The 271-nt window shown below is 64.6% G+C and carries 1 protein-coding gene; it reads left to right on the top strand.

Going from position 1 to position 271, the window contains the following annotated elements:
- On the top strand, positions 1 to 271 hold a 271-nt coding region (locus tag IF55_RS35725; RefSeq protein ID WP_030893510.1), incomplete at both ends, for a flavodoxin-dependent (E)-4-hydroxy-3-methylbut-2-enyl-diphosphate synthase.

The raw sequence follows: 271 nt of genomic DNA, 5'->3' as shown, positions 1-271 counted from the left end.
TGGTTTCCGGGATATCAAGATCTCGGTGAAGCACAACGATCCGGTGGTGATGGTCAACGCGTACCGGCTGCTGGCGCAGCGGTGTGATTACCCGCTGCACTTGGGTGTGACGGAGGCGGGGCCGGCGTTCCAGGGGACGATCAAGTCGGCGGTGGCGTTCGGTGCGCTGCTCAGTGAGGGGATCGGGGACACGATCCGGGTGTCGCTCTCGGCGCCGCCGGTGGAGGAGATCAAGGTCGGTAATCAGATCCTGGAGTCGTTGGGGCTGCGG

Source organism: Streptomyces varsoviensis (assembly GCF_000718635.1).
GTDB classification, from domain to species: domain Bacteria; phylum Actinomycetota; class Actinomycetes; order Streptomycetales; family Streptomycetaceae; genus Streptomyces; species Streptomyces varsoviensis.
The sequence above is the reverse complement of the archived record's forward strand: the minus strand, read 5'-3'. Positions and strand labels throughout refer to the sequence as shown.